The 22,877-nt window shown below is 57.6% G+C and carries 16 protein-coding genes; 14 read left to right on the top strand and 2 right to left on the bottom strand.

Going from position 1 to position 22,877, the window contains the following annotated elements:
* The first annotated feature begins 28 nt into the window (after nucleotides 1-28).
* Nucleotides 29-1,507 carry a DASS family sodium-coupled anion symporter gene (locus tag J3T95_RS03475; protein WP_267450393.1) on the top strand — a complete coding sequence of 493 codons (1,479 nt, stop codon included), beginning with the start codon at nucleotides 29-31 and terminating at the stop codon, nucleotides 1,505-1,507.
* A 90-nt stretch (nucleotides 1,508-1,597) separates the two neighbouring features.
* On the opposite strand, the gene J3T95_RS03470 is transcribed toward J3T95_RS03475, so the two are convergent.
* Complete coding sequence (locus J3T95_RS03470; RefSeq protein WP_220237075.1) at nucleotides 1,598-2,497, bottom strand: carbohydrate kinase family protein; 900 nt, start codon at nucleotides 2,495-2,497, stop codon at nucleotides 1,598-1,600.
* The gene (locus J3T95_RS03465) at nucleotides 2,487-3,764 is read right to left on the bottom strand and encodes an ROK family transcriptional regulator (protein ID WP_267450392.1); all 1,278 of its coding nucleotides are present in this window, start codon (nucleotides 3,762-3,764) and stop codon (nucleotides 2,487-2,489) included. The genes J3T95_RS03470 and J3T95_RS03465 overlap by 11 nt, the downstream gene beginning before the upstream one ends.
* Nucleotides 3,765-4,150: 386 nt before the next feature.
* On the opposite strand from J3T95_RS03465, the gene J3T95_RS03460 reads away from it, so the two are divergent.
* From J3T95_RS03460 to J3T95_RS03400, 13 genes are all read left to right on the top strand, one after another.
* On the top strand, nucleotides 4,151-6,163 hold the full coding sequence (locus J3T95_RS03460) for a glycoside hydrolase family 20 zincin-like fold domain-containing protein (protein ID WP_267450391.1): 2,013 nt from the start codon (nucleotides 4,151-4,153) through the stop codon (nucleotides 6,161-6,163).
* A gap of 453 nt (nucleotides 6,164-6,616) precedes the next feature.
* Entirely contained in the window at nucleotides 6,617-7,960 is a 1,344-nt protein-coding gene (gene xylA, locus J3T95_RS03455; protein WP_220237077.1) for a xylose isomerase, read from the top strand.
* A gap of 334 nt (nucleotides 7,961-8,294) precedes the next feature.
* On the top strand, nucleotides 8,295-9,221 hold the full coding sequence (locus J3T95_RS03450; protein WP_267450390.1) for an EndoS/ChiA family endoglycosidase: 927 nt from the start codon (nucleotides 8,295-8,297) through the stop codon (nucleotides 9,219-9,221).
* Nucleotides 9,214-10,572 (top strand): extracellular solute-binding protein, encoded by a 1,359-nt coding sequence (locus tag J3T95_RS03445; protein ID WP_267450389.1) that lies wholly within the window; start codon nucleotides 9,214-9,216, stop codon nucleotides 10,570-10,572. The genes J3T95_RS03450 and J3T95_RS03445 overlap by 8 nt, the downstream gene beginning before the upstream one ends.
* Nucleotides 10,573-10,685: 113 nt before the next feature.
* Nucleotides 10,686-11,507 carry a carbohydrate ABC transporter permease gene (locus tag J3T95_RS03440; protein WP_220237080.1) on the top strand — a complete coding sequence of 274 codons (822 nt, stop codon included), beginning with the start codon at nucleotides 10,686-10,688 and terminating at the stop codon, nucleotides 11,505-11,507.
* Entirely contained in the window at nucleotides 11,494-12,357 is an 864-nt protein-coding gene (locus tag J3T95_RS03435; protein ID WP_267450388.1) for a carbohydrate ABC transporter permease, read from the top strand. Before J3T95_RS03440 ends, J3T95_RS03435 begins: the two co-directional genes overlap by 14 nt.
* Nucleotides 12,358-12,442: 85 nt before the next feature.
* Nucleotides 12,443-13,420 carry an EndoS/ChiA family endoglycosidase gene (locus tag J3T95_RS03430; RefSeq protein ID WP_267450387.1) on the top strand — a complete coding sequence of 326 codons (978 nt, stop codon included), beginning with the start codon at nucleotides 12,443-12,445 and terminating at the stop codon, nucleotides 13,418-13,420.
* Between the two features lie 371 nt (nucleotides 13,421-13,791).
* Nucleotides 13,792-16,941: an alpha-mannosidase gene (locus J3T95_RS03425; RefSeq protein WP_267450386.1), complete on the top strand. Its 3,150-nt coding sequence runs from the start codon at nucleotides 13,792-13,794 to the stop codon at nucleotides 16,939-16,941.
* Between the two features lie 100 nt (nucleotides 16,942-17,041).
* Complete coding sequence (locus J3T95_RS03420) at nucleotides 17,042-18,343, top strand: ABC transporter substrate-binding protein (protein WP_220237084.1); 1,302 nt, start codon at nucleotides 17,042-17,044, stop codon at nucleotides 18,341-18,343.
* 2 nt (nucleotides 18,344-18,345) lie between these two features.
* Nucleotides 18,346-19,317 (top strand): carbohydrate ABC transporter permease, encoded by a 972-nt coding sequence (locus tag J3T95_RS03415; RefSeq protein WP_267450385.1) that lies wholly within the window; start codon nucleotides 18,346-18,348, stop codon nucleotides 19,315-19,317.
* Nucleotides 19,314-20,153 carry a carbohydrate ABC transporter permease gene (locus J3T95_RS03410; RefSeq protein WP_267450384.1) on the top strand — a complete coding sequence of 280 codons (840 nt, stop codon included), beginning with the start codon at nucleotides 19,314-19,316 and terminating at the stop codon, nucleotides 20,151-20,153. Before J3T95_RS03415 ends, J3T95_RS03410 begins: the two co-directional genes overlap by 4 nt.
* A 7-nt stretch (nucleotides 20,154-20,160) precedes the next feature.
* Complete coding sequence (locus tag J3T95_RS03405; protein ID WP_267450383.1) at nucleotides 20,161-21,453, top strand: glycoside hydrolase 5 family protein; 1,293 nt, start codon at nucleotides 20,161-20,163, stop codon at nucleotides 21,451-21,453.
* 303 nt (nucleotides 21,454-21,756) lie between these two features.
* Nucleotides 21,757-22,833 (top strand): LacI family DNA-binding transcriptional regulator, encoded by a 1,077-nt coding sequence (locus J3T95_RS03400; protein WP_267450588.1) that lies wholly within the window; start codon nucleotides 21,757-21,759, stop codon nucleotides 22,831-22,833.
* Nucleotides 22,834-22,877: the final 44 nt, after the last annotated feature.

The raw sequence follows: 22,877 nt of genomic DNA, 5'->3' as shown, positions 1-22,877 counted from the left end.
TATACGCCGGATCATGAGCGAAGGAGCAATGATGGGTGAAACAGTAAGAACGGGTGAGGGCAGGGGAGACCTCCAGGCAGGGGCTAGCCAGCCTTTCAATACGGGCCAACTGGTCAAGGCTCTCATCTGCGTGGCGGTAGGGCTGGTCATCTTCCTCATACCGCCTCCCGAGGGACTGACTCCCCAGGGCATGCATATGCTAGGAGTCTTTGTGGGCACCATCCTAGGGCTGATTCTGCAGCCTCTGCCCACATCAGCGGTGGCTATCATTGGCATGACCGTGGGGATGCTGACTGGGGCCCTGGACCCCAAGAAGGCAGCTTTCAACGGACTAGGCAGTGCCTCCATCTGGCTGATAGTGGCGGCCTTCTTCATTGCCCAGGGATTTGTCTCCACCGGACTGGGCCGGAGGATCGCTTTGGTCTTTCTTTCCCGATTGGGCAAGTCCAGTCTGGGCATAGCCTACGGGCTCTCGGCCGCCGACCTGGTCCTGGCTCCGGCCACTCCTTCAAACACGGCTCGTCTGGGCGGCATTCTTTTCCCGATCATCACCTCCATCAGCGACGTGCAGGATTCAAAACCGGACACGGACGAGTCCCGGCGACGCATCGGCGCTTACTTGGCGATCACGGCCAACAATGTCAACGCCATTACATCGGCCATGTTCCTGACGGCTATGGCGGCAGGCCCTGTCGTAGGACAGCTGGCCCAGAAATTCCATGTGGACATCGGGTGGGGCACCTGGGCCCTGGCCGGTATCGTGCCCGGCCTGATCTGCCTGATCATCATCCCCGCCTTGATCTATCGCATCTTTCCGCCCACCCTGCGGAACGTTCCTCAGGCTCAGGAGGATGCCAAGGATGAACTCAAGGGACTTGGCCCGCTGAGCATGCACGAGTGGATCATGGCTGTGACCTTCCTGGTCATGCTGGTCCTCTGGGCGACCGGCTCGGTGATCCATATCAATTCCACCACCGTGGCCTTCCTGGGCGTGGCCGTGCTGCTGTGCACCAAGATCATCACCTGGCAGGACATGGTCGCCAACAAGTCCGCCTGGTCCACGCTGATTTTCTTCGGTGTTCTGGTAGGCATGGCTGAACCCCTGAATACCCTGGGCGTCACCACCTGGGCAGGGGAGATCATCGCCGGGCTGGTCAAGGGCATGCCTTGGGTATTGGTCTTGGTTATTTTGACGGTCTTCTACTTCTTCATCCACTACATGTTCGCTTCTGAGCTGGCCCAGGTGGCGGCCATCTACACGCTCTTCGTCAGCGTGGCCGTGGCTGCCGGGGTACCCGCCATGCCTGCAGCGCTGATGCTGGGATGCGCCAGCGGTCTAATCGGTGCCATGACCCATTACGCCTCCGGACCGGCGGCCTTGATTTACGGTGCCGGATACGTCAAGACCTCTGAGTTCCTGCGTATTGGCCTGATCTGCGGATTGGTGACTGTGGCTATCTTCCTGACCGTGGGCCTGGGCTGGTGGCGGCTCATCGGCATCTGGTAAATCGTGATTCCGCAGATATAAATCTGGTCCCGTCCAGTCGACAGTTCGACAGGGCGGGACCAAATCATGCTCCGAGAGAGGGGTAGGGGATCATTGACCCTGCTGACCCAGATAGTCGGGGATATGTTCGGGATATTCGGGCCAGGCGCCCTGCTGGGTGCAGACAAAGGCTGCAGTGTTGACGGCAGCCCGGTGAGCCTGAGTCAGGGAGGCCCCCAACAGGCGGTTGATGGCGAAGGTGCCGGAGAAGGCGTCGCCGGCCCCGACCGTGTCAGCCACAGTGATTTCAGGCGTGGGCAGGTGGGAGGACTGGCCGTCCGCCAGATAGATCGTGCTGTAATCGCTGCCGGCGGTCAGCACGATGGTGTCCAGGTGCCACTGATCCATGAACCAGTGGCAGAGTTCATCATCGGTGGCTCCGGGCACGTGGAACATGTCACGCAGGGTGACCAGTTCTTCGTCGTTGAGTTTGAAGACAGTGGCCATGTCCAGCAGCTCCTGAATCAGATCCTTGCTGTAGAAGGTGCCGCGCAGGTTGATGTCGAAGAAGCGCATGGCATGGCTCTTGGTGTGGCGCAGCACCTGCAAACAGGTTTCGCGAGACTGTCTGCTGCGCATGCTCAGCGTGCCGTAGCAGACGGCGTCGGCCTTGCTGGCCAGACCGGCCAGGTCATCCGTGTATTCCAGATGGTCCCAGGCCACATCGGGCTTGAAGACGTACTGGGGGATGCCCTCAGTCAGCTGGACCTCAACAGTGCTGGTGGGATGGTCGTTGTGTTGCAAGACGGCATCGACGCCGGCCTTCTGGACCGCATCCTCGAGCTCCCGGCCCAGGTCGTCGCGTCCCACGGCGCTGATGGCGTAACCTTCCGCCCCGTTCTTTGCGGCGTGATAGCTGAAGTTGACCGGTGCGCCACCGGCCCGCTTGCCTGTTGGCAGGACGTCCCAAAGGATTTCGCCGATGCTGAGGACCACGGGTTTACTGGTCATGGTGTTCCCTTCCTGGTGACGGGTGATGCGCCCGCCTTGTGCTTGTTGATTTCACAGCTGTACGGCCCATACTGGCCGGGTGCTCCAAAAATTGGCTGGCAGCTACAGCCGCAGCGCCGGTCAGCGTAGCATCGGCTGGAAGGCGGGAGAGCAGGATCTGCGTGTGCTCTCGCAGGCCAGGCAGGGAGCGCTGGGACACTATGGATCGGACACGTTCCAACAGGCGTGTACCGGCTCCGGCCACCATGTCTCCAATGACGATCTGGGCGGGGTTGTAGGCGTTGACGATGGTTACGCAGCCATACCCAACATAGCCGGCTATCTGATCCACCAGGGTCTGGGCGGCCTGCTGGCCCGTGCGGGCTTTGTCGAACAGGCCAGCGCAGGCCTTGGCGTGGGTCATGGCCTCGACCCCAGGGAAGTGATCCCGCATATCCGGCTGGCACATGCGGCGGTGGATGGCTACCGCCGAGCAGTAGCATTCCAGGCAGCCGCGATTGCCGCACTCGCAGGGCAGTCCGTTCAGATCGATGCTGACGTGGCCGATCTCGGTGGCCGCTCCCTGGCTTCCGTCCACCAGGGCGCCCCTGTCGATGACTCCAAGCCCAACGCCTTCGCCCACCAGAAAGTAGGCCATGCTGGATGCGCTCACCCGTGGGTCGAACAGGCTCTGAGCCAGTGCGCCGGCGCGGGCGTCCTGCTCGATGAAGGTGGGTACACGGAAGGCTTGGCCGAATTCGTGGATAAAGTCCACGCAACGCCAGCCAGGCATGCTGGTGACCAAGGCGATGCGGCCGGTCTCGCGCAGATAGGGGCCCGGTATGGCCATGCCTACGGCGACGATGGCGGGGTTGGTCTCCAGTCGTCTTCCCACCCGGGTTCTGACCTCGGCTACGGCGCCGGGGATGTCATCGGGGTCGACGGGAGGCAGATCCTCCGAGTCCAGCAGACGGCCGCTGATGTCGAACAGTCCGATCGTGACCAGGCTGCGGGCGAACTTGACTCCGATGACCTGATAGCGGTCGGCGTTCAGGGTCAGGCCGATGGATCGACGGCCGCCCTCTGAGTCCATGCTGCCGGTCTCGCTGATCAGGCCCAGGTCAATCAGACGGCCTGCCAGCTTGCCCACGGCTGCCGGCGTCAGATTGAGGTCTCGGGCCATCTGGGCTCGCGAACTGGTACCGTGCTGGTGCAGATATTGGACTATGCGTGACTGGTTGAGCTCGGAGAGGGCCTGTGGCGTGCTGGCGTATGGGCTGCCGCGCATGTCAACCTCCTCCTTGAGCAGTACGGTCACGCGATCTTCGCGCACTTTATGAACGACGTTTATATATTAACACTGTTTATTATCCCTGTGCAAACTGTTCCGAACAGTTCACGCTATCCAGACAGGGGCAACTGCATGGTTGGCTGTGTCGTCATCAACCAGGAAGTTGGCCAGCCTCTGTCTCTGCACCAATGCGATGGATTGCAGATTCTTGCTTTTGCTGCTGTCATTGTGTGCTACCGATGGCCGCTCGCCCTGGGTGCCGGCATCATTCCCTGTCCCCGGCGTATGGGTAGATTGAGGAGGTGGCCATGATGGCCATAGCCGGGGCATGCCGGTGATGCAGTCGTCGGCGGCATCAGCCTATTTCGGGAAAGGCATGGAGCATGAGTCTTGATAATGGCATCGACACCGTTGCCGATCCTTCGCGAGAGCGTCCGTTGGCCCTGATTCCCCAGCCGCTCCATGTGCAAAGGGGCCGGGGCCAGTTGCTGTTGCCGGTGGCGGGCAGAATTGTATGCGGTTCAGCAGTTGACCAGGAGCTGGGTTCCGTCCTGAGCGACCAATTGACAGATACCATCAGGCGGGCTGCAGGAATGGTCTGGGACCATTCGCGGGGACAGGCTTGGACTGGGGCGATCAGTCTGGATCTGGACCAGAGGCTTGGCCCCCAGGAGTATCTTCTGCGCATCGCCGATCCTGGGGAGCGCCGTCCAATTGTGAATATCCGCGGCGGTGACTGTCAGGGGCTGCGCTGGGGGGTGCAGACCCTCCGGCAGATCATCATGCAATGCGGTCCTGTGCTTCCGGCCCTGCACATCCAGGACCGGCCCGCCTATCCAACGCGCATCTACAGCCTGGATGTGACCCGCGGTCGGGTGCCCACCATGGACTGGCTGCGGCACTGGGCGGATATATTGGCCTTGTATAAGTTCAATCAGCTGCAGCTCTACATCGAGCACACCATGGCTTTCCCGGGCATGAGCGAGGCCTGGAGGGGCACAAGCCCCCTGGAGCCCGGGCAGATCACCGATTTCGACGGTTACTGCGCCCGTCTGGGCATCGAGTTGGTGCCTTCGATCTCCACCTTCGGCCACCATTACGCTAACCTCCGCACTCGCGGATTCAGGGATCTAGGCGAGTTTCCTGAGCAGGCGGACCGGCCCTACTCTTTCATAGAGCGCCAGGAGCACCACACCATCAATGTCAACCACCCGCAGGCCCTGGCATTCTCGACCGGACTGATTGACGCCTACGCGCCGCTTATGCGCACACGTAATTTCAATATCGGCGGTGACGAGACCTTCGATCTGGGCAAGGGGCGTTCGCGGCAGGATGGTTCCAGCAAGGATCCTGCTGATATGTACGCCGATTATCTGATCAGCCTGTGCGATCACCTGCATGCACGGGGCCGCCATCCCATGTTCTGGGGCGATGTCGCTGTGTCCATGCCCAGAGTCTTGGACAGGCTGCCCAAGGACTGCACGTTGCTCAATTGGCTCTACGACCCGCAGGTAGGGCCGGAAAAGGTTGCCCTTGTGGCCTCTACAGGGGCCCGGCAGGTAGTCTGCTCGGCCGTTCACGCCTGGAATCTTCTCCTGCCGGGAATCGACGATGCATGGAACAACATCAGCCGTCTGAGCCGATACGGGATCCAGTACGGTGCCGTTGGGGCCATGGTTACCGACTGGGGCGATTACGGGCACATCAACGATCCGCGCATGAGCCTGCCTGGCATGGCCTACGCCGCCCAGTGCTTCTGGAACCCGAACGACGATGATAGAGTCCGGGTGGACAGGGATCTGGGCTTGCTGATCTATGGGGATGCGACAGGGGACTATCTGCCGGCACTGATCCAGGCAGGCTCCAGTGAGGTCTTCGGTTGGGAGGACATGGTTCGTTACTGGGAGCTGGATGACGGCCATGGCGGATTGAACCAGGATGTGGCCCACTTCCTTGCCGGTGCATTGCCCGTCTTGCCCGGACTTGATTCGTCCGCCGATGCCGACGAAGCTCGCCGGGGTCTGCTCATGGCTTTGCGCAGTCGTCTCGGGCAGGTGGATCAGCTTGACGATCGGCTGGTCGACGCGGCTGCGCGCATGGGCAGCGCCGCCGCCGGATGCGGGGCCGACGCGGGCAGGACCTTGCAGGCCCAGCTGATGGCTGTCCATGGCCAACGCCTCTTCAACGCACTGGGTCGCAGTCTGGCTGTCCGCCATGATGTTCTGCCTGGAGCTCCGGATGCCAGAGCCGACCGGGACCTGGCGGATGCTTTGGAGATCTGGTTCGAGTCTTACGCCACGCTCTGGCGTCAGGTAAGCCGTGAATCGGAGCTGGGGCGGATCGCCCATGTAGTCTGGGGCTTTGCCGATATTCTGCGACGGGGGACGAACCACTGATCGGATCGGTTGCGGAATCATATCGAAAGGCGGCAAGAAGACGAGATTACCATCAACGAGTACCGCACCGCTCTGCGGCATTTTAAGCTTTCCTGGCATGGAGTCTCAGGATTGCATAAATGCCGAGCCAGGCGAATTACCCAGCCCCGCTTGACTGTCATTGCCTCGGATGATTGCTTATGCCAACGCTTGAAGCCGACAGGACAAGCCATCATGCCAAAAGGAGTTCGGCTTTCGTTGTTGGGTGCTAGTCGGGCACTGGGCCCTATACAGTGAAAGAGCTTCTTGAAATCAACTGAGTGAGACTGAGGGTGGCGATAACGCCTCTATATAATTCAACGAATTGACAAAATCGATCCATCACTCTATGCTTGATGCTCAGGCGGCAGGGACTGGCTTCCTCCCCTGTGAACGCTGTCAAAGGCAAATGCAATACGCAAAGGAGCATTTCGGATGGGTCTGTGGGACGTTGACAAGATCGAATACGTGGGTCGCCAGGGCATCAAGGAAGGCCTAGGCTTCCGCTACTACGACAAGAACAAGGTGGTGGCCGGCAAGCCCATGAAGGACTGGCTGCGCTTCGCCGTGGCCTGGTGGCACACCTTCAACCAGGGCCTGGTGGATCCCTTCGGCGATCCCACCGCGCAGAGGCCCTACTACCGCTACACCGATCCTATGGATCAGGCGCTGGCCAAGGTGGACTACGCCTTTGAGCTTTTCACCAAGCTGGGGGTCGAATTCTTCTGCTTCCACGACCGTGACCTGGCTCCCGAAGGCGACACTCTGCGAGAAACCGACGCCAACCTGGACAAGGTGATCGACCGCATCGAGGCCGCCATGAAGGACACGGGCGTCAAGCTGCTCTGGAACACCTCGTCGCTCTTCACCAATCCCCGTTTCGAGGCCGGTGCCGGCACATCGCCCTTCGCTGACATCTACGCATACTCGGCGGGTCAGCTCAAGCACAGCCTGGAGATCGGCAAGCGTCTGGGCGCCGAGAACTACGTTTTCTGGGGTGGCCGTGAAGGGTATGAATCCCTCTGGAACACCGAAATGAAGCGTGAGCAGGACCACATGGCCAAACTCTTCCACATGTGCGTGGACTACGCCAAGGAGATCGGCTTCGATGCACAGTTCCTGATCGAACCCAAGCCCAAGGAGCCCACACTCCACCAGTATGACTACGATGCAGCCACCACCATCAACTTCCTGCGCACCTACGACCTTCAGGACAACTTCAAGCTCAACATTGAAGGCAACCACGCCAACCTGGCCATGCATACCTATCAGCATGAGGTCCGCGTGGCCCGCGAGGCCGGATTCCTGGGATCCCTGGATGCCAACCAGGGCGACAAGCTGATCGGCTGGGACATGGACGAGTTCCCCTCGGACCTCTACGATGCCACCGCCGTCATGTGGGAGGTGCTGGCCAACGGGAGCATCGGGCCCCACGGAGGCCTGAACTTCGACGCCAAGCCGCGCCGTTCCTCCTTCCTGCCCGAGGACCTCTTCAGGACCCACATCGTGGGCATGGACACCTATGCCGCCGGTCTGCTGGTCGCGGCAAAGATGCATGAGGACGGTTACATCGAGCAGCTGCAGCAGGAGCGCTACTCCTCCTTCGATTCCGGCATCGGCGCCACGGTTGAGGACGGCACGGCCACGCTGGCCTCCCTGGAGGAGTACAGCCTTGACAAGCCGCAGGCCGAACTGATCGCCGCCGACAAGTCCGACCATCTTGAAGTGGTCAAGGCCACCATCAACAACTACATTGTGGAGGCTCTGGCTCAGGCTTGAGCCTTAGCCAAGCATCACTCAACCCTGTACGACGGAATTCGCCCGTCGTGCAGGGTTTTCTTATGCGCTTTCGGCTATCCGGGATTGTTGTGTGTCATGGTGAGGAGACACTCGCATATGTCTGCGAAAAAATTAAGCGGGGATTTTCTGATCTGAGCAATGCCTGAGGCCTGAGGAATAGCCATTCCTGGAGTATTGGCATCTCTGTTCCTCTAAGCGACTTTTCTGTGTTTCCGAGGATTTTCGTGGCTCTTGTGTGGTAAGGGGCTATAATGGAACTAAATCGCTTTAGTAGATCATCGAAGAACTACTGCGAACAACATGGAGGTTGTCGATGTCGAATGAGGCAGAGGGCAGGCCGGAAAGTAATCGCGAAAGTGATGAACCGGGACCTATTTTGGCCGGTTATTACCGCGCCTGGCGCGATAACTGTGGAAGGCGGAAAGGGGACTCAGTTTCGCTTGGCGATGTGCCCGCAGACCTGGATCTTGTGTCCATCATCACCAATGGAGAAGTCGATGATGATTTCTGGGTTGCTCTGCCGTTCTACATTGAAAAACTCCACGCGCAGGGCACAAAGGTGGTTCGAACCTTGTTTTTGGACTGCCTTTATCGGGACGCCTATGAGGATTGCGGCAAAGTCCACGCTTTCACTCGGCTTAGCGAAGAAAGGAGCGGACCAGAACGCCGTGCCGACGAGATAATTGCCAACTACCTAAAGCCCTTTGACTACGACGGCCTGGTGATCGATGTTGATCATGAACCTGAGTCCGATCAAATGGCTGTCGCAGCCGCGGTGTTTCACGCTTTGGCGAGAAAGTGGGGACCGAGTTCGGCATCCTCGCGCCTCATGATTTTCGATCAGGATATTCTTCTGCCTCAGACCAGTCTGATTGCTCAGGTCTATCAAGATTGCTCCTATTATTTCGCTGACACCTATGGCATGGATGTTCGTCGTATTCAGGGTCTTTTCGAGCAGGTCCGCGACTTTGTACCTGCTTCAAAATTCGTCACTGGTTTTTCATTCTATGAAGAAGGAGGCCCTCGATGGGGTGATGTCACGTATCCGATTGAAGGAAGCAGGGTCAAAGACCTCCTATCCTGGCATCCGACTGGTTCGAACCGCACAGGAGGACTTTTCGCCTACGCAATAGATCGCGATGGGGTTGCTCAAGGTGACGATCGGTTGAGGCGAACCGATTATGAAATCATGCACTATGTAAAAGAAAAATTGGAGAACAAAGGAGTCTCTCATGAATAAGCTGGGAAAAATATCAGTCATGTTGCTGGCCGCGGCTACCAGCGTCGGGATTTTATCGTCGTGTGGCTCTTCCGAATCGGATAAGAAAACAGTCAAGTTTGCCTACCAGGCCACCGGAGACACCAGTGCTATAAGCAAGTGGATGAAAGACGTCAAAGCCCAGTTTGAGTCTGAGAACAAAGGCGCCACTTTGAAGCTGGAGCCTATCAAATCGAACGGGGATGACTATGGCAGCAAGCTGGCCTTGATGAGCAAATCCGAAAAAACCGCTCCAGACCTCATGATCCTTGACACGGAAATGATCCGTCCCTATGTAGCGGCTGGTTACCTTAAGCCCATTGATGACCAACTGAAAGGGTGGAAGGATTGGTCGCAGTATTTTGACAGTTCGAAGAACGCCGGCAAAGCCGATGATGGAAAAATCTATGCAGTTCCTCTGGGCACTGACACCAGGGGCATCTGGTATAACAAAGACATTCTCAAGAAGGCCGGCCTGAGCGACAACTGGCAGCCTAAGTCCTGGGATGATGTGATCGATGCAGCGACAAAGATCAAGAAAACGCAGCCTGATGTAATACCGATGAACCTCTATGCCGGCCGTCCTCTGGGAGAGGTCTCCGTCATGCAAGGCTTCGATATGCTTCTTTACGGCACCAAGGGTGGCACACTGTACAACACCAAGACTCAAAAGTGGGTCACTGGTTCCAAGCAATTCAAAGACTCCCTCCAGTTCATCAAGGATATTTACAGCAAGGGTCTGGCACCCTCGCCCCAGCAGGCTCTGGATCCTCAGCTTGGTGACAAGGTCGGGCAACAGTGGATGCCTCAGTCGAAACTTGGCATGTCAATCGAGGGCAACTGGCTGGCTTCATCGTGGATGCCAGGCGGCGACAGCGAATGGACTGACTGGCAGAAGCATATCGGCTGGTGTGGTTTCCCAACTCAGAACGGGCAGAAGCCTGGCCTGATTTCAATGTCTGGCGGCTGGGGCCTGGCGCTGTCCAGCCATACGCAGAATCCTGATCTTGCTTTCAAAGCGCTCAAAGTTTTCCAAAACGAGAAGCACGCTGCAGCGTACGACACAATCTCCGGATCAATCGCAGTGCGCAAGGATGTAGAGCAAGACAAGAAATACCTGGGATCCAATCCCACTATCAAGTTCTTCACGGATTTGGCCAAGTACAGTCAGTACAGGCCTGCAAATTCCCAGTACAAAGAGGTTTCCGACCAGGTCGCCATAGCCACGGAAAGCGTATTGACCGGCCAGAAGTCAGTCAAGGATGCAGCAGCTGAATACGATTCAGCGATAGCCAAAACTGTAGGTGCCGATCATACAGAAGCCGCGAAGTAACCGAATTCCATTCGCTGGTTTTCTTTCGTGACTGAGAGAAGAAAATGAATAGCAGCACAAGAAAGAAATTGATAAACGCTGAGCACTACACCCCAATTTTACCAGCAGCGGCGATGATGGTGCTTTTCCTGCTTGGCCCAATCATATGGTCCTTGTATGCCTCGCTGACCGACTATTCAATGGTTGGTTCAACGGCTGTCAACCCACACTTTGTCGGTCTGAAGAACTATGTGGCGCTCTTCACGGATCCTGTTTTTCCCAAGTCCCTCTGGCTGACCATTCTTTTGATCCTGGCCTCGGCGCTAATTGGGCAGAACATACTGGGCATGGTATTGGCTCTGCTCAGTCAAAAAGCGCCCAGAAGACTGACAAAGGTCGTGGACTCAATAGTGGTTCTGGCCTGGGTCATTCCGGACATTGTCGGATGCTACTGCGCCTACGCGCTCTTTGCTGGCGGAGGCACTCTTGACGCTCTGGGCAAGGCGGTGGGTGCCGATTGGTCGGCTCTCCTCTACTACCATCCAATGACCATCGTCATCATTGTGAACGTCTGGCGCGGCACTGCCTTTTCAATGCTCATCTATCAAGCCGCTCTGAACGACATCTCCAAGGATGTAATCGAAGCTGCCGAGATAGACGGCGCGAACGCCTGGCAGTCTTTCTTCAGAATCAAGCTGCCTATTATGAGGCACTCGATTCTTACCAATTTGATGTTGATCACCCTGCAGACACTCTCCGTCTTCAGCATCATCATTGTCTTGACTGGCGGGGGGCCTGGCACGAATTCGAGCACCCTTCCCGTTCTTGCCTACTTGGAGGCTTTCAACTTCTCGAAGTTGGGATATGGAACAGCCATCTCGGTGATATTGGTCGTCGTGGGTGCCCTCTTCTCGGTGCTCTATATCAAGCTGCTAAGGACAAATGATGAAGACTGAAGCTACTCTTGATCCACGGATGAACGCGCCGCACAGGTACGACTGGATGAAGCTGGTCGCTGCGATACTGACAGCCTTGATAGGCTTTCTTTTTGCTGCGCCCATGCTCTGGCTGCTGGTCGCCTCCTTCAACGCGCATGCAACCCTGTCTTCCTTCAACTTGGGTTTTTCCCTCCAGAACTTTGCGAAGGTATTCAACATGCAGACCTTCGGGTTGCCTATCGTCAACTCGCTGATCATCAGCATTGGCACATCGGTCCTAGTGGTGACTTTTTCGGTCCTGGCAGCCTATCCTCTCTCCAGATTCCGTTCAAAGACCACCAACCGGACCGTTAACGCCATCCTCTTCGCCAGTTGTTTGCCAATTACAGCCATGATGGTCCCTGTTTACGGGATATTCGTCCAGCTTCACTTGATCGATTCACTGACCGGGACTGTCCTTTTCATGACTGCCTGCGGATTGCCGCAGGGCATCTTCATGATGAAGAATTTCATGGATTCAGTGCCGGTTACCTTGGAGGAAGCCGCTTGGGTGGATGGAGCCACGAGGATGCAGGCCCTGTTCCATGTGGTCGTGCCTCTGATGGTTCCATCGCTTCTGGTCATCTTTATATCGGAATTCGCTGGGAACTGGGGGAACTTCTTCGTTCCCTTCATGCTTCTGATGTCTCCGGATAAAGAACCGGCAGCCGTCAGCATTTACACCTTCTTCGGGCAGCATGGTACGGTTGCCTACGGCCAGCTGGCAGCTTTCTCGCTGCTGTATTCAATACCCATTCTGATTATTTACGAAGTTACGAATAGATACATTGGCAACCAAACCCTGCTTGCCGGTGCAGTCAAGGAATAGAAGAAGCGTCGATGCCGCGGAGAGGAGGGAATCGACGTTTTATTTGCTTCAGTTAAAGAAAAACAAGTTTGAAAAGAGATCAACCATGAAAATCCGGAGAATGATAACGGCATCAATGGCCATTCTGGCCTTGGCAGGAACGTCCGCAATAGGAGCCACTGCCGCCTGGGCCGAATCTGATGCTCAAGGGAAGACCCATGAGATGACTGTTACCTATTTCAGGGCCTGGAGAGATACGCATTCGGATCCGACTGTCAACTTCAACTCGATGTCGGATCTGCCCAAGCAGGTGGACATAGCTATCGCCTTTCCCAACCCGGAGACCACTCAGGCCTTCTGGGACACTCTTCCTGGGCAGATTGAGTCACTGCACAAGCAGGGCACAAAAGTGATCAGGAGTCTGGATATCAGCCTCTTCTATAAGGATGATTTCAACGACCCTCATGACCATCAGTCTCTTTCGCCCATGGAAAGCAATGCAAAGGGGTACGCCAAACGCGCCAGGGAGCTCAAGAGGTCCTATCTTTACTTCCCTGGACTTGACGGCTTTGTTGTCAACGCAGAGGCGAGCATGACTCCCACCGACGTTCAACGAGCCAAGGGGGTTCTCAGGGCCATGTCGAGCTACTACGGGCCCAAGTCACCTGAGCCGAGTTCCATCTTTGCTTATAACACCAACAAGCCTGGGACCAACAGCCTCTATAGGGGAGTGTCCGACGTGGTCTCTTACGTATTCGCCGATGCCTACGGGCGTTCGGTCGGAGCCCTCCAGCGGGACTGGGAGACCTACAAGGGCACGATCAAGAGCAGGCAGTACATTCCGGGTTTCTCCTTCTATGAAGAGCGGGGCGGATGGTGGTATGACACCGAAGAGCCGATGTCAACCAGCAGGGCCATGCAGTACGCTCTTTGGGAGCCTGATGACGGGGCCGATGGCACACAAAAAGGCGGCGTTTTTGAGTATGCCGTCGATAGAGATGGAGTGCGTCGAGGCGACGACAAGCTTCAACCTACGACCTTCGAATGGACCAAGGCCCTTTCAGCGGCCATGAACAAGCAGTGACGGTCATCTGAAGATCGAGGGTCCTTCTGCCTTCCGACACCTGGACCCTCTTTTATTGCTGCTAATTCGCGAACAGTGAACAAGAGCCCATTTCCAGAAGCCGCGAAATAAGGCTGAAAGTGTCCTCGGAGGTTGCAAGTCTTCATGGGCCAGTGGGTTTGCTCAAAGCATGTGCTGGTCCCAAAACGTTGTGATACCGCCCTTCGTCAGGAATTCATCCTAATGGAATGCGGGCTTGTGCCGACTTTTCGAACTGGTGAACAGAAACACGCTATTTATTGGGGGCCAGATCTTTGGGCACTGGATAGGGTACAATCGAACTAAACCGCTTTAGTAGAGATGCGAAGCGGACCTGCGAGGAGGTTGTGAGGATGCAGCTGAAGATAGAACGCGTGCTTGACAAGTGCGATCGTGTCATGCGTCAACGCGTGCTACCGAAGATTGAGCGGCCTATGGGCCAGGTTCAAGTTCGTTCTTTCGTCATTTCCGGGGAACCGATAACGTCATCGGAGTTCTTTGAGAAAGTGCAAAGCAAGAGTGTAGACTTTCGGACTCTCTCCCTGGGGGATACCTGGGGCACGACCTGGGGGACCACATGGATGGAGGTGACCGGTCATGTCGATGCCGACTGGGCGGCCAGGGCCCCGATCGAGCTGGTGGTCGATCTGGGCTGGCATCCGGATGCGCCCGGCGGCCATTTTGAAGCCCTGGCCTATAGGAGTGATGGGTCGATTATCAAGGCCGTCAACCCCCGCAACCGCTGGATTCCGCTCGACGGCACTGATCTGGACGGGAATCCGACACGTGACGAGGCTTCGGTCATCAACCCGGATGGAACCTTTACCATTTATCTGGAAGCGGCCTGCAATCCGCTTCTGCTTGGCACCCCAGCATTCGTGGAGACGCAGCTGGGCGAGGGAACCACAGGTCGTGCCGATGAGCCTAATGCCCTCAAGCAGATGGATGTCTGTCATTTTGACCATGAGGCATGGAACTACTACATGGATCTTGAGGTCGCAGCCCAGCTGATTCGCGAGTGTGACCAGAGCCAGCCGCGGTACTGGCGTCTGGGCAAGGCCCTGCAGCGTTCGCTGAATATCTACGATGAACGTGACCTGGCCACGCTCGGGCCGGCTCGACAGGCCCTGGCCGGTGTGCTGGCAGTGCCGGCGACCTCCAGCGCCTTGGATCATGCGGCAGTGGGTCATTCTCATATTGACTCCGCCTGGCTCTGGCCCAAGCGGGAGACCAGGCGCAAGGTTGCGCGGACTGTTTCGAACATGCTTGCACTAATGGAGCGCGATCCTCAATTCATCTATGCCATGAGCTCGCCCCAGCAGTATGCATGGCTGGAGGAGGATCATCCCGATCTCTTCGCTCGCGTCAAGCAACGCATCCAAGAAGGCAGGTTCATCCCTGTTGGAGGGATGTGGGTGGAGTCTGACGGCATGCTGCCTTCAGGGGAGTCGTTGACCCGCCAGTTCACCTATGGCAAGCGGTACTACCGCGAGCATCTGGGGGTAGACACGACTGTGGTCTGGGAGCCGGATAGCTTCGGCTATACGGGCCAGTTCCCGCAGATTGCCCGCCGTGCAGGAATGACTTCCTTCCTTTCGCAGAAGATTTCCTGGAATGATACGACCAAATTCCCACACCACACCTTTGACTGGCAGGGCATCGATGGCACGGCCATCTTCACGCATTTCCCTCCCATGGATACCTATGCCTCCAGCATGACGGCCCGGGAGCTCAATCACTCCGAAGAGAATTACCAGGACAAGGACATCTCGACCAGGGCCCTGGTCCTGTTCGGCTATGGCGATGGCGGCGGCGGCACTACCAGGGAGATGCTGGGGCGTTATGACCGTCTGCATGACGTTGAGGGGTCGGCCAAGGTGCGGTATCAGGCTCCTGCAGACTTCTTCCGCCAGTCAGAGGAGGAGATCCGCAAGGAGGCTGGTTCCGAGATGCCTGTCTGGAAGGGCGAGCTCTACCTGGAGCTGCACCGCAAGACCTTGACCTCCCAGCAGGATATGAAGCGGGGCTGCCGGCAGGAGGAGGCCATGCTGCGCACGGTCGAATACCTGTGCGCCTACGCCGGCTTGGTCGATGACTCATACACCTACCCCCGTCAGGAGCTGGACGAAATCTGGCGCACGCTTCTGCTCAACCAGTTCCATGACATTCTTCCGGGTTCCGCCATCTCTTGGGTACACAGGCTGGCCAGGGAAGACTACCGCAGGGACATCGCCCGTCTGGAACAGATCGGTGATGAGGCAGCCCGCGTCATAGCCTCCGTGCAGCCGCAGGCTCCTATGGTGTCCGATGCCAAGCTGGTACCCATGGATGGCAATGGTCAGGCGGCTTGGGAGGCAGTCGGGCCAGTCCATGCTCAGGAGGGTTCCGAGAGCATCAGACCTGTCCAGGTCAGTCAAGAGAGCAATGAATTCGTTATCGACAATGGTCTTATCCGTGCCGTTGTCGCTTCAGACGGCGAAGTCCATTCCATTCTTGACAGGACCTCCGGCAGGGACCTGGTCCCGCAAGGCTCCTCGGTGGGCGGATACGAGCTCTTCAAGGACGAGCCCTACATGTGGGATGCCTGGGATCTGGAGCGCGATGCCCTGCTGACTGCTTCTCCAGTCGATGACCCAGTCACCATGGAGGCCTTGGATTCCGGTGTTCGGGTATCGCGTCGGCATGGCGAGACCACAATCGTGACCACGATCGGGCTGACCCCGGGCGGCAGGCAGCTGAACTTCACTGCTGACGTGGACTGGCGCCAGGATGAGCAGCTGCTCAAGGTGGACATTCCCGTCGCAGTTCAGGCCAGGTATGCGCAATTCGAGTGCCAGTATGGCTTCATCGACAGGCCCATTCAGAAGAACAACGCTGCTGAAGAGGCCCAGTTCGAGAGCTGCACGCACCGATTCGTCAGGATAAGCGATGACGACCTTGCCGTCGGTGTGGTCAACGCCTCGACATACGGCGGCGACACCACACCGATCCACTATGACGGGAAGGCCGGCAAGGAGGCGGGTACCCTGGTCAGACTGACCCTCCTGTCCGCTCCGGTCTTTCCCGATCCGCATACCGACAGGGGCAAGCACAGCTTTGCCTGGTCCATCGTCCCTGGGGACACTCAGGCTGACATCCTGCAAGCAGCCTATGCCCTCAACGCTCCGGTCTTCCATCATGGACTGCCTGGCGTTGAACCACTGGCTGGCGTTGAGGATATTCAGGGCACTACCGTCATCGACTGGGTCAAGACGGCTGATGACGACAGCGGCGATGTGATCGTCAGGGTCTACAATCCGGATTCTTCCCCCTCCAAGGCCAGGCTGCACACAGGGTCTGTCCTGCAAGGCGCGACCGTGAAGGAAACCAACTCCTTGGAGGACGGACCCGTGCCCGAGGGCGTGCGGCCAGGCCTGTGCTCCGAACAGGGTGCGCAAGCTGATGGGGCCTTGCTGGATCTGGTTCCCTTCCAGTTCACCACCTTGAGACTCTCCAGGCGCTGAATCGCCTGACCAAGGGTGTCTGTCCGGCTGGTTCGTTCGTTGATTTGGACCGGTCGGAAGCTCCACAAAGAAGTGAGTAATAAAAAGAAAGGAAGCTCCGATGAGAGCACTGAAGAAGGTAGCAGTATTGATCTGCGCGACTGCCATGGCGGGTTCTTTGGCGGCATGCGGAGGAAGCAACAGCAGTTCAGGCGGGTCGAAAGACGGCAAGCCGTCAGGCGAGATTTCCTTCCAGACCTGGAACCTGAAAAACGACAAGTACACTCCGTACTTCAAAAACCTGATTTCTGCCTACGAGAAGTCGCATCCCGGCACCACCATCAAATGGATCGATCAGCCCTCGGACAATTATGAGCAGAAGCTGTCCGCTGATGCAGCAGCCAACTCCCTGCCCGACATCATCGATGCAGGTCCCTCACTGATGTATGGCCTGGCCAAGGCCGGGGCCCTGATGAACATCAGCAAGGAAGCTCCCAAGGCTGAAAACAACTATTACAAGAATGCCTGGAATGCAGTGACCTTCAAGGGCAAGGACATCGAGGAGGGAGCCTACGGCTTCCCCTGGTATGTCAACGATGGACCGACCTATTACAACACTGATCTCATGCAGAAGTGCGGACTGGACCCCAGCAAGCTGCCCGTGACCTGGGACGACTACTTCTCCCAGGCGGACACCATGGTCAATAGCGGCTGCGGGGCCTACATGTCCACCATGCTGGGCGGCTCCGTCGATGACTATGCATCGGCCGGCATCCCCATCATGAACAAGGACCACACCAAGTACATCTTCAATTCCCCCGAGGCCGTCAAGCATCTGCAGCGCTTCGTCGACCTGTACAACAAGAAGGGAATCCCGCCGGAGGCTCTGAGCGCACAGTGGTCTCAGCAGGGCGAGTTCTTCCAGAAGGGTTCCATCGTGGCCATGGGCGGCAGCGCCTACTCGGCGGCGGATTTCAAGCAGAACTCTCCTGACCTGTACAAGCATCTGGCTGTGGGCACCAAGATCAGCGATCAGGGCAAGTCCGCCAGCCTGGCCTATGAGATGCTGGCCGTCAATGCCCAGACCAAGAACAAAACGCTCGCTCTGGACTTCGTACAGTATGTGACCAATGCCAAGAACCAGCTGGCATTCGCCAAGAAGTCCAACACCTTCCCCTCGAGCAAGGGCGGTCTTGACGATCCTTACTATGCCAACATCGATACCAGCGATGTTCAAGGCAAGGCCCTGAAGATCACTCTGAACTCCGTGAAGAACGGGTATTCAAGCCGTCCTGCCGAGTTCACCGATGCCAATGGCCACGACTACCTGCAACAGCAGGCCGCTCTGGCCCTGCAGGGCAAGCAGACCGCGAAAGAGTCCTTGGACAAGGCCGTTAAGTACGCCAACGAGAAGCTGCAGTAACTATGAGCCGCGCTGACTCTTCCGCCATCCGGCCGAAGGCTTCTGCCCTCGGCCGTCGCGGCGGACCCCAGGCCGGGGGCAAAGACGGTAAAGGGACTCACTGGACCACGACCTTGGCCCCTTACTTGTTTGTCTTCCCGGCCTTCGCCATCGTCTTCATCTTCGTCATCGTCGCTGCGCTGAATACCTGCCGACTGGCCTTCACCGATTCCACCCTGCTGCGACCGGGCAAGTTCGTAGGCATCCAGAACTTTGTAAAGATCGTGCATGACGACTATTTCTGGATCGCGCTGCTCAACTCCACCCTTTATGTGGTGTGCGTGGTCCCCTTTATGGTGATCCTTCCCCTGATACTGGCCAACCTGGTCAAGGGGAACTCCAGGATCATGGGGTTCTTCAGGACCTCCTTCTACACTCCCGTGGTCATGTCGGCTGTGGTGGTGGGAATGATCTGGACCAACCTGCTGGATCCCAAGGGGCTGGTCAACTCGGTTCTGGAGTCCTTGCACATCATTCGCAGCCCGATCCCATTCCTCAGTGATCGCTGGCTGATACTGTTCACATCCATGTTCGTTACCATCTGGCTGGGCCTGGGATACTACATGGTCATCTACCTGACCGCCCTGGCCAACATCGACGCCTCTCTCTACGAGGCCGCCTCGCTGGATGGGGCAGGACCGGTGAGGCAATTTCTCTATGTCACCATCCCAGGAGTGAGATCCACCATCGTGCTGATCATGATGCTGTCCACTATCGCGGCCTTCCGCGTGTTCAACGAGATTTACGTGCTCACCAACGGCACGGCTGGTCCCGGCGGCGAGGACATCACCATGTCCATGCTCATCCAGAAAGAGGGCACGGGCATTCAGGCCAGAACGGGCTATGCCAGCGCTCTGTCGCTGATTGTGCTGGTTGTGGTCGGAGCCATGCTGATTTTGCAGCAGATTATCCAGAAGCGGGGGGAGGACTCATGAAAAACGGCCACTCCAAAGTCACTGTTGGCAAGGTTATTCAGTACCTTGTGCTCATACTGGTCTTCATCCTGCTGGTGGGGCCTTTCGTCTGGGAGCTCTCGCTCTCCTTCAAGGGCAAGGGCGACAATGTCTATGCGGTTCCGCCCTATATCATTCCGAAGACGCCCACCTGGGATAATTACATATCCGTCTTCAGACAGGTCCCGGTCTTCCGGTACATGCTGAACACGGTAATCGTCGCCATCCTTTCTATCGGTGGCAACGTCGTCTTCTCGACCATGGCCGGATATGCGCTGGGCCGGCTCAAGTGGCGCGGGCGCAACCTGCTCTTCACGATTTTCATGGGCACCATGGTCATCCCCGTCGAGGGTGTGGTCATCTCCCAGTTCCTCATCGTCAGAAGCGTCGGTCTGCAGAACACCCTGTTGGCTGTCGCCCTGCCAGGCATGGTGGGCGCCGTCAACATTCTGCTTATGACCAATGCCTTCAAGGGCATCCCGGACGAGCTTGAGGAGGCGGCCGAGGTGGATGGCGCCAATCTTTGGCAGCGGTTCTACCGGATCTGCGTGCCTCAAGTCAAAGGCACCATGACCGTCGTCGGCATTTTCGCCTTCGTGGGCGCTTGGAATGATTTCCTCTGGCCCCTGATCGTCATCTCCGACGAGTCCAACTACACGCTCACACTGGGCATGAACCGGCTTAAGGGCATGTTCGTTTCGGATCCGAGATTGATAGCAGCGGGGGCCCTGGTCTCCCTGATACCGATCCTGGTCTTCTTCGCCTGCTTCCAACGCTACTTCTTCCGTGGTCTGGAACAGGGTGGCATCAAGGAATAGCATCATTATGAAATTTGGAGTCAATTACACCCCTTCCCACAACTGGTTCTATTTCTGGTTGCATCCGGATTGGGATACCGTCGCCAAAGACCTCGATGACATTGCTTCCATTGGGCTGGACCATATCCGCATCTTCCCGCTGTGGACGATCCTCCAGCCCAACAGAACCTGGATCAACGATGTCGCTTTGGACGACCTGAGGCATATGGCCGCCATGGCGGATGAGCGAGGACTGGATGTCTACTCGGATGTGATCCAAGGGCACATGTCCAGTTTTGACTTCGTGCCCTCCTGGCTGGTCTCATGGCATGAAACCAATATGTTCACGGATTCGGACGCAGTTCAGGCGCAGGCCCAGCTGGTCACTTCGGTCTATGAGGCTCTGGCGGACCTGCCGCATTTCCGTGGTCTGACCCTCGGAAACGAATGCAACCAGTTCACCGACCGTGTCCATCCGCGCCGAATGCCCTCTACTTTCAAGGAGGCTGAGGACTGGCTGCTGCAGCTGCTGACCCCACTGAAGGAGAGAGCAGCCCAGGAAGGCCGCGTGCTCCTGCATTCCGAAAACGATGCGACCTGGTATCAGGATGGTCACGCCTTTCTCCCTCGATATGCGTCCAACATCGGAGACATGACCTGTATTCATTCCTGGGTTTTCAACGGAGCCGCCCAGGAGCGCGGTCCCCTGGCCGAGGAGAGCACGCGTCATGCCGAGTACCTGGTGGAACTGTCGAAGGCCTTTGCCAATCAGCCCCATCGGCAAGTTTGGCTGCAGGAGATAGGTGCCCCGCTCAATGTAATGGGTGCAGAGCAGGCTGCTGACTTTTGCAGGTCTTCAGTGGAGCATGCTCTCGATTGCAGCGACATGTTCGGCATCACTTGGTGGTGCTCGCATGACGTCGATCAGCAATTCGGCGATTTTCCTCTCTTTGAGCATCATCTGGGTCTGTTCGATCAAGAGAAGCACCTCAAGCCCATAGGCCAGGCCTTCGCCCAGGCGGTGAAGGACTACTCCGGCAAGGAGGATTCTCGGCCCAGGTCCACGGCTCTGGTCGTAGATGTGGACGAACACGATGATCCCTTGCTCAGATCTGCTTGCGCGCCTGGCGGGTCCATCTTCGACAAGTGGATGGAACTCAGCCGTCAAGGAGCAAGGCCGGCGCTGGTCACCTCCCTGCATGCGGCTGATAACAGCTGGCTGGATGACAGGGGCATCAGTGAGTGCATCGCCGTCAAATCTGTCGGCGGAAGCTCCTACAGCGCCGTATCCGACTCCTCCCTCCTGCGGAAAAAGTCCTGACTGCTGCATACCCGGCTTCCGGATTCGGCTCCAGCTTTTGTCCGAGGCTAAAATGTGAGCGATAACAAGCTCTCCGGCCTCAGACGAGGTTGTCGGCCATGTTTTGTGCTGATGAGGGTCTAAGTTAGGGTTGGAGGCCGATATTCGTGTGCGCCTGAAGCGTGTGCAGGCAGTCTGGTTTGCTGAGTCGGCCGAGCCGGATCACGGGTGTCGACGAGGATGGTTGATATGAGGTGGCGCATGGACGGCGAGTCCGATGGCGGAGAAACAGAAGCCAGAACGGGCTCGCCCGTTCATAGGGAGATGGACGATGCCAGGGTCAACCTCAAGGACATAGCCAACGAACTAGGGATATCCCAGACCGCGGTCTCATTCGCCATCAACGACAAGCCCGGAGTCTCCATCCAGACCAAGCGCAGAGTTCGCGAAGCGGCTGCCAGAATGGGTTGGAAACCCGCATATGCCGCCCAGGCCCTGGGCAGTTCCAAGACCATGACAGTGGGCTTCGCTCCGGCCAGGTCCATGGATGCCTTCCAGACCGAAGGCTTCATGCTGCATTTCATGGCCGGTATCCATGCCTCCCTGAGCCGGTCGGGCTACGGCCTGCTCTTCCGCCCCTGCGCCACGCTGGATGAGGAGCTGGACACCTACAGGGACTGGGCCAGACGCAAGCGGGTCGATGGGGTGGTGCTGGTGGACCTTCTCTCTGATGATCCCAGGCCCCGGCTCCTGCATAATCTGGATTTGCCGGCTGTATTGGCCGGGGGGCCGGACTCGGACAACTACCTGCCTTCGCTGTCCATCGACGATTCCAGGACCATGACGACGATCATGGACCATCTGAGTTCGCGCGGGCATATCCGGATCGCTTACTTGTCGGGGGATGCAAACCTCGACTACAGCCGGGCCCGTGTCTCTTCTTTCCGGGAGTTTGTCCGTCGGAAGAACCTGGGGGAGCCGAAGGTGGAGTTCACGGACTTCACGCCTGATAGGGCAGCCGCCCTCACTCTTCGTCTCTCGTCAGGGGACAGTCCGTATACGGCTTTTATCTATGAGAACGAGATCATGGCTGCTGCCAGTCTGCGCGTAATGCTGGAAAACAGGATGATGTCCGCTACAGCGCCAGGGTCTGACAATAATATTGCGACTTCTGATTCGGCTTATACGAGTCTGCCAGCCATGGTCAGCTTCGAGGACAGCTTTATCTGTCAGAGCACTTATCCCTCCATCACGTCGGTCCATCGTGATGCCGGGCTCTATGGCACCAAGGTGGCCAACCTGCTTCTGAAGATCTTCCGGGGGGAGCAGGTGGGGGGCAACCGCCGAATTCTGACCCCCAAGCTGGTCATTCGCGAGAGCACGGCGCGTCGGATGCGATGAAACCCGCGACAACCGCCGGGAATTGCGTGCCATGGCACCGGTAT

Origin of the sequence: Bifidobacterium sp. B4079 (assembly GCF_026537385.1) — a bacterium.
Lineage (GTDB): Bacteria > Actinomycetota > Actinomycetes > Actinomycetales > Bifidobacteriaceae > Bombiscardovia > Bombiscardovia asteroides_I.
This window is presented reverse-complemented; position numbering and strand designations above follow the sequence as displayed.